This window comes from Salmonirosea aquatica, from assembly GCF_009296315.1.
GTDB lineage: Bacteria > Bacteroidota > Bacteroidia > Cytophagales > Spirosomataceae > Salmonirosea > Salmonirosea aquatica.
This window is the reverse complement of sequence record NZ_WHLY01000004.1, coordinates 301,408-310,753: the sequence shown is the minus strand read 5'-3', so window position 1 is coordinate 310,753 and position 9,346 is coordinate 301,408. Positions and strand designations below refer to the sequence as shown.

Annotated in this window: 14 protein-coding genes; all 14 read right to left on the bottom strand. The window is 39.4% G+C overall.

Features of this window, described 5'->3' with window-relative positions; genetic code table 11:
- On the bottom strand, positions 1–253 hold a 253-nt coding region (locus GBK04_RS31540; protein WP_373331569.1), incomplete at its 3' end, for a hypothetical protein.
- A 72-nt stretch (positions 254–325) separates the two neighbouring features.
- Entirely contained in the window at positions 326–640 is a 315-nt protein-coding gene (locus GBK04_RS30060) for a two-component regulator propeller domain-containing protein (RefSeq protein WP_152766957.1), read from the bottom strand.
- A 186-nt stretch (positions 641–826) separates the two neighbouring features.
- Positions 827–988 (bottom strand): hypothetical protein, encoded by a 162-nt coding sequence (locus GBK04_RS31535; protein ID WP_373331568.1) that lies wholly within the window; start codon positions 986–988, stop codon positions 827–829.
- A gap of 107 nt (positions 989–1,095) precedes the next feature.
- Positions 1,096–1,398, bottom strand: a complete 303-nt coding sequence (locus GBK04_RS30055; protein WP_152766955.1) for a two-component regulator propeller domain-containing protein — start codon at positions 1,396–1,398, stop codon at positions 1,096–1,098.
- 13 nt (positions 1,399–1,411) lie between these two features.
- Positions 1,412–1,708 (bottom strand): two-component regulator propeller domain-containing protein, encoded by a 297-nt coding sequence (locus tag GBK04_RS30050; RefSeq protein ID WP_152766953.1) that lies wholly within the window; start codon positions 1,706–1,708, stop codon positions 1,412–1,414.
- 55 nt (positions 1,709–1,763) lie between these two features.
- Positions 1,764–1,826 (bottom strand): hypothetical protein, encoded by a 63-nt coding sequence (locus tag GBK04_RS30045; protein ID WP_373331576.1) that lies wholly within the window; start codon positions 1,824–1,826, stop codon positions 1,764–1,766.
- Positions 1,802–1,963, bottom strand: coding sequence for a hypothetical protein (locus tag GBK04_RS31530; protein WP_373331567.1), 162 nt, complete (start codon positions 1,961–1,963; stop codon positions 1,802–1,804). Before GBK04_RS31530 ends, GBK04_RS30045 begins: the two co-directional genes overlap by 25 nt.
- A gap of 545 nt (positions 1,964–2,508) precedes the next feature.
- Positions 2,509–3,174: an SOS response-associated peptidase family protein gene (locus tag GBK04_RS31570; RefSeq protein ID WP_444544423.1), complete on the bottom strand. Its 666-nt coding sequence runs from the start codon at positions 3,172–3,174 to the stop codon at positions 2,509–2,511.
- A gap of 135 nt (positions 3,175–3,309) precedes the next feature.
- A complete protein-coding gene (locus GBK04_RS31520; RefSeq protein ID WP_373331566.1) occupies positions 3,310–3,474 on the bottom strand; it encodes a hypothetical protein in 165 nt (54 codons plus the stop codon).
- A gap of 237 nt (positions 3,475–3,711) precedes the next feature.
- On the bottom strand, positions 3,712–4,044 hold the full coding sequence (locus tag GBK04_RS31515) for a recombinase family protein (protein WP_373331565.1): 333 nt from the start codon (positions 4,042–4,044) through the stop codon (positions 3,712–3,714).
- Positions 4,045–4,251: 207 nt separating this feature from the next.
- Positions 4,252–4,413 (bottom strand): hypothetical protein, encoded by a 162-nt coding sequence (locus tag GBK04_RS31510; RefSeq protein WP_373331564.1) that lies wholly within the window; start codon positions 4,411–4,413, stop codon positions 4,252–4,254.
- Positions 4,414–4,418: 5 nt separating this feature from the next.
- Positions 4,419–5,012, bottom strand: coding sequence for a hypothetical protein (locus GBK04_RS30025; RefSeq protein ID WP_152766950.1), 594 nt, complete (start codon positions 5,010–5,012; stop codon positions 4,419–4,421).
- Between the two features lie 525 nt (positions 5,013–5,537).
- Positions 5,538–8,351, bottom strand: a complete 2,814-nt coding sequence (locus GBK04_RS30020) for a hypothetical protein (RefSeq protein ID WP_152766948.1) — start codon at positions 8,349–8,351, stop codon at positions 5,538–5,540.
- A gap of 76 nt (positions 8,352–8,427) precedes the next feature.
- Positions 8,428–9,246 carry a P-loop NTPase family protein gene (locus tag GBK04_RS30015; protein ID WP_152766947.1) on the bottom strand — a complete coding sequence of 273 codons (819 nt, stop codon included), beginning with the start codon at positions 9,244–9,246 and terminating at the stop codon, positions 8,428–8,430.
- Positions 9,247–9,346 lie beyond the last annotated feature (100 nt).

Sequence of the window (9,346 nt, the reverse complement as noted above, 5' to 3'; positions counted from 1 at the left end):
GCGTGATGGTGCGGTTATGTACCCGGAAAGCGGCAAAATTCAGTAAGGGTGCGATGGGCGATTCTTTAACAATTCTTCGGCTGGAAATGGAAGTACCTGTCCATGCTACCGAAATAAATACTGCCGTCCCGCCTTTTGTAGCTTCCCCCAAAAAAGAAATCTTCACCGGCGAAATGCCATAATTGGCACCAAATAGCCGCAACGAGCGCCGGTCAGCACTTATGCGGCAATACCATTCGTGACGGCCACCCACAAATTTCTGTGATTATCTTCGATGAATGCTTTTACAAAAGGAAGCGGCTTGCCCGAGCTTGGTCTGTGAAGGCTATGAAAACGCCGCGTTTCCGGTCGTAGTAGTGCAGCCTGCGGTGGAAGCCACCCATAAGGTGCCCGCCGCATCCTCTACCAGCTGTGTGACAATGCTCCATGGCAGGAAATGTGCGAATTTCCCCGTTTTCCGGTCCATCAGGTTCAGCCCGCCACCGTTGGTCCCGACCCAGAATGCGCCTGTACGGTCTTCGATGACGGTCAGAATGTAATTATTGCTGATGGAATTGCTATCCCGGTCATCATGCGGTAATGCGTGAATTTTCCGGAACGGGTATCCAGTTTGTCCAGACCCCCTGCGGTGAGCACCCAATCTGTGCCGGCCCGGTCCTGGTAATAGCCAGCCGCCTCGCCCGGACTGATGCTCGAAACGTCTGATGAATCGTGCCGGTAATGCGTGAATTTCCCGGTGGAATGCCTGCCAATCCTGCGCTCATACCGGTATAACCCATTGTTCCAGGAAATCCAGCGGTTTCCCTGCCTGTCGGGTTTAGCCGGGTTACGTGATCGTCGAAAGTGAAGTTTGCTTCGAAGCCTCGACGAGCCATTTGGATGCTTCTCTTGAAACAAAATCACCGGTCAGCAAGCCTACGATCGACCCGATCCATAACGTACCCGTCGAATCTTCTTCGAAATAATGGATGCCCGAGGGCATTTCCACTTCCGTGATCGGGCTATACTTTGTGGTGATTTTGATAAGATGCCCCCGGTATGGTCCCTACCCAAAGCGTACCGTCCCTGGTGCGGCAGGCGGAAAGAAGGTTGAAATCAGGCAGACCGTCTTCGGCGGTTTTGTACGAAGTCACCAGCCCCGATTTCGGATCGTACCGGTTCGCCCCCGTCGAGCGTCCCGATCCAGATGCCACCTGCCGGATCTTCCAGGAAAAACCTGATTCCATTGGTGGGGAAAGAACGCAGGTTTTTTTCTTTTGGGAACGGACAGCTGAGCCGGTCGGAATGTGCTTCCTGAAAAGAATGCCGGGTGAATTTTCCGGTTTTCCGATCGAAAGTGTCAATCCATCTCCACCCGTCCGACCAGAAAGTCCCGCGGCTGTCTTCAAAAATGGCCAATTCCTGTTTTCAATCAACTGTTCGATCGCGGGATTGTGCAGAACGGTGAATGTGGATGTTTCCGGTCAAGCTTATTAAGCCGCCCTCCATCGTCTTCAAGCTGCCCTGATCGCCGGTTCCGACCCAGAGGTGCCTTGTTTGTCCTCGAAAATACTGCTGACGTGCGGATGACTGATAGTCCGGGTTGCCTGCAATCGATTATAAGGAGTGAATTTGCCTGTCGCTTCTCAAAACGATATAAGCCGCCTACCGTGCCTACCCAGAGATTTCCCAAGTGATCTTCCAGAAGCGCACTGATCGAGTTTTTCATACCTTATTCCTTTGTTTCCACCACCTCATAGTGCGTGAATTTTCCGTTTCCGGGTTCATACATCTAGGCCTGCGCTCCATCCACCGATCCAAATCAACCCATCACGCGTGGGGCAAATGCTTCTGACATTGTCCCGGCCAGCGAATTTGCGGTTTTCGGATCATGCTGTACACCCTCCAGTGTGCCATCATACCGGAGCAGGCCCGAGCCGGTGCTAGCCAGAGTATCCCCGGCTATCCTGGCGAATGTCGGCATCTCGTGGGATCAATGCCCGGAGGGTGCTGACAGTTCAAGAATCGTGTTTGGGCGCAAGGCTTGCTCCGCTGAATAAGAAGAGTGACAAACGAGTAAGGCCGGATAGCGAACCTATCATGATGATCGTCAGCGGGATTTACTCAACAAGCTAGTCTCTTTTTCTTGAAATCACTACTTATAGGCAGGAAATTAGTTGCGGTAAAATGCCGGGATCCAAATCGGACACAATGGGCAAAAACCAGGCAGGCTTTGTACAACCTAACAAAATGTCCGACCTGTATTTGACCGTAATGCAGAATCACAAACATGACTTCGCAAGAAATTGACTTCATGTAAATCGGACCGCGAATCGAGCCAACGATCTCTCGTTGGTTCAAAACGCCAAGACACCAGAGTTGTCGGCAATGCTTACGCAGGGACTCTGGGAGGACCGGCCCCAGTACTACGGGACCAAGTCGGTGCCCTGCCGGTGTGCTCGAATTCGAGCATGGAAGCTGATCGCCTGCGCGGCCAAGCGCTGGAGCTGATCTACCGCGAGCAGTACGCTACAAGAAAGCCGGTATCCTGGTCAGCCCATCGTGCACCAGGACTACATCCAGACCGACCTGTTCGCCATGAACGAGCGCATCGGGAGGCCGACCGCAAGCGATGGCCGTGCTGGACCGGCTCAACCAGCGCATGGGCGCGACACGTGAAGGTGGCGCCATGGGCTTCGACCGCTCCTGGCTGATGCGCCAGGAGCGCAAGTCGAAGTGCCCCACCACCCGCTGGGCATTTAGCTGTAAATCAGATAGGATACTACTTGTCTTATAACAGATAGCAATTCCGGGTAGGTATCGGTTCCAGCACGGCCGGTACGTCGGTCGGTTCGTACGGGAAGTAATCAGCTTGTTGACGGAGTAGGCTTCCAATGCACTCGCCGCATAGCTTCGGCCAATAATTCCAAAACCTCTTTCTGCTGTAAGACTTTTCAGGTATTCCCGTTCCTGCTCTTGGTCAGCAGCACGCATCCGCTTTTTGCTGTTGTGTATTTTGCCATCAGCGCGTTGGTGGGCTGGGTCAGCATGTGTAGTGATGCACCTCCCCAGTGCCGGATCGCCCACTCGTCCCACAGGCCCGCAATGCTCACGATTTCCTGTTGTTGGGCGGATGTAGAAAGGGTACTTCTTCTTGCCCTGGGTGTGCCACTCGAAGAAGCCCGAAACGGGGATCAGGCAGCCTTTCTCCGCACCCGCTGCAGCCGGAAGGACGGTTTCTCGTACATGGCTCGTAACGGCCGTTGATCGTCATGGTGCGCAGCTTTTGGCATCCTGGACTGTTTTGACCCAGCGGAATCATCCCCCACATCAGCATAGCGAAGGTATGGGTTGCTCAGACGTCACGAGCGGCCATACCGGCACGGCATAGGCGTTGGCGTGGATTACGGGATCCCAGCGTTTGCCCTCGGCATCTGGCCGGTAGCGGGCTTCCAGGACAGCCTGTTTGACGTTCAGTGAGGTATGGTAGCACATGGCAGGGACTGGTTTGATTGTAGGAAGCTACCCTTGCGCATTGCGGCACTCATCGCCTTGCGTAGCGCTTCACACTGGATAGGCTGATTCCTGTCAGGTTTGCGATTTCGTTGACCGACAAGCCTTTTCAAGGGCTTTCCTGACCTTGGTGTATTCTCCCGGTTCACACCGGATGGGCGGCCGATATGCTTCCCTCTGGCTTTAGCCAGCAGCTGCCCGGCGCGGTTTTCTCCAGGATCATCTCCCTGTCGTACTCGCCAGGCGGCGAAGATGCCGATGACCAGCTTCCCGAAGGGTAGCCGAGTCGATGCCCAGATCCAACGCCTTGAAGATGATGCCCCGCTGGCAGAAACTGCGATCAGGCTGATCAGGTGGTCGCGGCTGCGCCCAGGCGCGAGAAACGCGAGACAACCACCGTATCACCAGGGCGCAGGAGCGAGAGCATTTTATCCAGGCAGGGCGCTGGACCGACAGGCCGGAAATCTTTTCCTGGAAAATGCGGTCGCAGCCATATTCCTGCAAGGCGTCGATCTGGGTGTCGGTTTCTGGTCGGCCGTCGAGACCGAGCATAGCCAAAGGTCTGTTTCATAAGCCGTCCGTGGTAACGGTCATCAAGTAGGGTCATAAAGGTACGCGTTCTTTTGCAATGAACCTACTTTTTGAACCCTGATTTCGGAAGGGTTCAAAACGAAATACCGCTTGGGGCGGGGTTCAGAAAGGTATAGCTTTCTGGACTAAGTTTTTTTGGAATAACCATAACTTATAAAGTTGATTAAATTACGAATAGTAGTTATCAGAATTATAAAGCTTAGATACACTCAGCTCCTTTTCAAGTTCTTTAATAACCTGCTCAATTCTTCCTGAATTTATTAGTTGCCGTTCAATTGCAGCACCAAAATGGCTAATATTATCACCATAGTCATCTTCTAGATAAATCATATTACTTAGCTGATTTTTATAAGTTGGCCTTCACTATGCAATTGTAAGCAATCATTATAACATTCAAGAGCCATCTGATAATGAGACAAAAAGTCATCAATATTTCTTAATGATGTATTGCCTACAAGACGATCCATATTCCTAAACATGATATCTAATATATTTTTAATATTATTATATTCATCATTTTGGTACTTTGGTAACAACAATATATTATTAATTATCTTACAAAGATTAAGGTGTTTTAACCAATCTCCCATCTTTCTATGAAAATACCCTAAATAGGCAGGACCTTGTATATAATTTATTCCATACATTCTACAATCAAGGATAGACTGATGAAGACAAAAAATCGAATTTATAATTAGATTAGTGTATTCTTTGAAAAAATAGTAATTACGATTTATTTTATCATTGCAAGTCAATATAATTTGTTCCAAAAAATCTTTAAGATATGTTTTATTAATAAAAGATTCTTTATTGTTATCATTCCCAATTACTGAATTTAGGCTATTATCTATATGAAGGTCTTGTAAATCTACGGGAAATTTAATTCTCAGAGCTAATTTATGAAGATGATCATTCCAATTAAGATCCACTGATTCTCTTGACTTATTAGGAACTAAATAACAATATCTGACGGGTTTTCATGTCCTCATTATTTAAGCTAATCCTTAGATTTGAAGATATAACTTGATATAATAATAATCGATTGATTCTGATCTGCAATGATAATTCCATAACACGAACAGATCGATGTGAAATACTATTATATTGCCCTATGTAATTGAGTTCTTTATATATTTATAATATTCATTAACAATATCTTCTTCTTTATTTATTTTATTTCTTTTACATTAGTTTCTATATGTTGCTTATCTTTACTGAATTACATTGCAATTTTTTGTCTCTTATTATGGTTTCTTTTAGATTTATACTGCTATTTTTAAGTGTAATTAAAGAATAGATTAGAATAGCTTCCTTTGAATCAGGATTACTTGAAACATTTTGGTAAAAAATTCTTGTAAGATCCAATGGAAGTGATAAATTCGAGAGGCCAGTATAATATCTTAAGGTGGCTATTTGATTACGATCAGAAGAATTATTGACCAATGAATTTTGCTTTAATATTCTTTTACAATATATTTATCTAAAAAATCATTTAATATTATATGATCACCATAATGATAATTTTTCAAAACACCTGTATTATGAATGGCCATTAATATTTTTTTAAGTTGAAATCCATATGATACCCATCTTCCTGCTTTTGCATATAACCTTCCAGCCAAATAATACATTTGAAGTAAATAACTAAGATTAATCGATTTTTTATTATTTAAAGGAGATGAAATAAACTGTTCAGTAAGCCCGTTTTCATTATTGAACATTATATCATCTAAAAATTTATCAGTATCAGTAAGAACAAAATCTTTAATATTAATATTGGCAAATAATTTTTCATTAGTGTTTGCTGAATTGTACAATGGAAGTAATAGATCTGCAATTTTAGTTATAATATTTGCCAGAGAAATCAATTTTCTAGCACCATGGACATTTTTATATTTAATTAATAGTCTAACACTACTTTTAATCAAATTTGATAAGTAATATAATTTTAATTTATCCTCATTATTGTTACTTTCTGACTCAAACTTCATCGCCAGATAGGTAGCTAATGATTTTTTATAAGAAATATATGTAATAAAAGAAAAGCGAAAAGTTGACGAATCCATACTAAAAACTTCGTAGAGCTCTTTGTATGAGCTTTCAACGTAATCTGCGAACGAAAGCTCTGAATTAATATCTCCATTATTATTGGTATTGCCTATTTTAAAAACGGGCGTTCTTTTTATACGATCAGCAATTTCTGCGCATAATTCATCATTATTTAGTCCATTCCTACCATTTCGAAATTCTAAAATATCTAATGTTGTTCGATATGGGAGAGTTTTGTTTTTGAAGTATAAGATTGTCCCCAGACTGGCATAAAAATGCCCCATCATCATATCTCTTCCGCGATATCCACTAAAAGCACCATGTTCATGAATTTGGGCATATTGCTTAAGGTAGCTCTCCAATTTAGCAAACGTTATACCCTCCGCAAACTTTTCTTGAACATACAAAGCTCCCAAAATTGCGTGTTGTGTAACATGTAATAGTTCTCGATACAGTGGAGTTTCAAGTTTATTAATAATTATTTCTGAGCTTGATCTAATTTTTGCGTTATTCGAACTTTTGAGTTTAGATATAATATTATTGGAAACACTCTCATGATTAATTTCATTGCTCGATGTATTATTAGCGGCATACCTTGCCGATAAATATCCAAGAGCCACCTCCATTGCTAGTCCAAGGTGACCAACGGCCATTTCGTAATACTTCATTTTATCGAACACCATGGAAAGTTTGAGCTTTATGCGCATCCAAACTAAAAAAATCTCAATAGGTGTATCTTTTGTAGGTATAGGAACATCATGTAGGGCATCTTGTAATGATATAATAGCATCTTTATAGGATTCATCGAAAAGTAGACTATCCCCAAGTAAATCATTTAGGAATAGTAATGATTCAATAGAAGCATTTTCTTTTTTTTGGTAATCTTTAAAATTGTTTCGCAAATATTCAATTTTATGAACTATATGGTTTTGAATTGCGTGGCTTTCATCTAGACTAAAATTAAATGCAGCAGATTCTTCATCAAAGACTTTTGATATATATGAAATTTCATTATGTGTTTTTTCAAAAAACTTATATTTGAAAAGGCCAGAATCTGTTTCTCTTATATGATTCTGCCCTAAGTAATCTATCAGTTTTTGTACAAAAAATCTTAATTCAGGTGATTTATTAGTGGATAATAGTTCTGGAAGCAATTCTAAGTTATGAGTTGAAAAAGCAAAAGGATGAAATTTAATAATACTATCCATCAAATATGGTGTCGAAACATTTATACTATCACTATAATTCTCTAGAACTGTTTTCTGATTTAATATAAATGGATAAAACAAATAAGAAGTAAAGCCAAATTTATACTGTTGCCGAAAAGAAAAATTTATAAATACTTTATTTTCACTATTTGAACTACTCGATACTATTATACTCATATCATCAAAATATATACCTGGCTCATTGAACGATATAAAAGTTGACTTTTGCTTAGATTTATTACTCTCATTTGTAGGATATTTTGAATAATTTTGTAAGCTTGGCAGTGACTTATATTGAATAAAATTCTCTTCTATTAATTTTATTAACTTTTTTGGAGATCCACCACACCTATACCATAGATAAGTTGAAAAATTTTGTAAAGAAATAATTATCTTAACTAAATCTTCATCATTTTCGTTAGCACTAAAATAATTATTCTCTTCATTTGTTTGATTTTTTCCTTTTTTTAATTCGACAAGATATTTCCAATATCTTTGTAAGAATGATAGGTTTTCATTATGATTAGTTGATAGGTTTTTTAATAATATTTGACCTAAATACTCTTCAACAAGATTATTTGAATTAGAATGAGTCGAAACTTTCGTCTCTTTTAGAAAACTTTCCACATAAAATATATAATGGAATATACTTCCAAGAGCCGATTGTCTGTCTGATATATCGGCAAGTGATGCATCAAACATTTCACGACCAGCAATAAAAATAAATTTAGCTTCTGCTTCTGTTAATAAATGTTTTAGAGATGACAATAACTTTATTATTATCTGTTTACGTTCTCGTAAGTCATTCAAATAAGTTCTATCTGCATCTTGAAAAAGCGCAGCATTTATCTGTTGATCATTCATTTCCATTTCTACTTTATCTAACTCATCGAATATGAAAATAAACTTTTTAAAACTATATTGTTTCAAAATGCTTATTATCTCATATTCAATTTCTTTTGCCGATGCAATAGGGAATGCTCGTGATCCTTTCCTTGTAAAATTCAACAAAGAATCAGTAGTTAAATTCAATCCAGCCTCCCCAGATTCTGTTGTAACATTGGAATGACTTCTCTCATATAAATTATTAATTTTTTGAATAAATTATATATTTGATATACTTTTTGTAATTATTTATATAAAATATCATTAATAAAAAAATCATGAACACAATATATGATACAAATATAAATATAAATATATTTGTATAAAGAAAACCCATTTGATGAATTTCTAATGCAAATCCAATTGTTATAATTGATAATAATTGAAATTCTAATTTTCCATATTCATTAACAAAAGTATTTAATGCTTCTAACAAATATTTTGCCAGTGTATATATTAAAACAAAGCTTACTATACATAAAACTATAAATACTATACCCCAAAAACTTAAACTTTCTTTTAAATAATCTTTCAAATCATTGATTTCAAACCCCAGCTTGAAATTATACAATATTATTAATCCTGTAAAAAAACTAAAAATTGCAAAAAGTAACGATCGATAATCTATAAAAGGCATATAATACTTTAATCGTTCTTCTCTAATATTTTCATGTAATATTTTTAGGATATATCTTAATACATCTGTTTCTTCCAATTTTGATTGTGCCAAGCTTATTTTTATCGGTTTAACTTCATCCTCTTTTCTTTCTTTCGCGTAGGTACTTACAACATTATTTACTAAACTTGTCTTGCCCATGCCTCGATAGCCAGTAACAAGATATGCGCCATTTTTACTCCCATTTTTTAATATATGAAGAAAATTTGATTTTAACTTTTCACGGCCTATAAAAATGTGACTTTCATTTCTTGATGCATCCGATGAAAATGGCTTATGATTGTATTTATAATTTGGTACTTCAATAAAGATATCTTTTATATAAGAATTAAATGCCGTGTTCATATAGGATTTTTATTAAAGTGGAAGTACCTAAAAAATAAATATTATAAAAATATTCAATATGATTTTGACTATAATTATTTTAAAATGACAGACTTTTTTT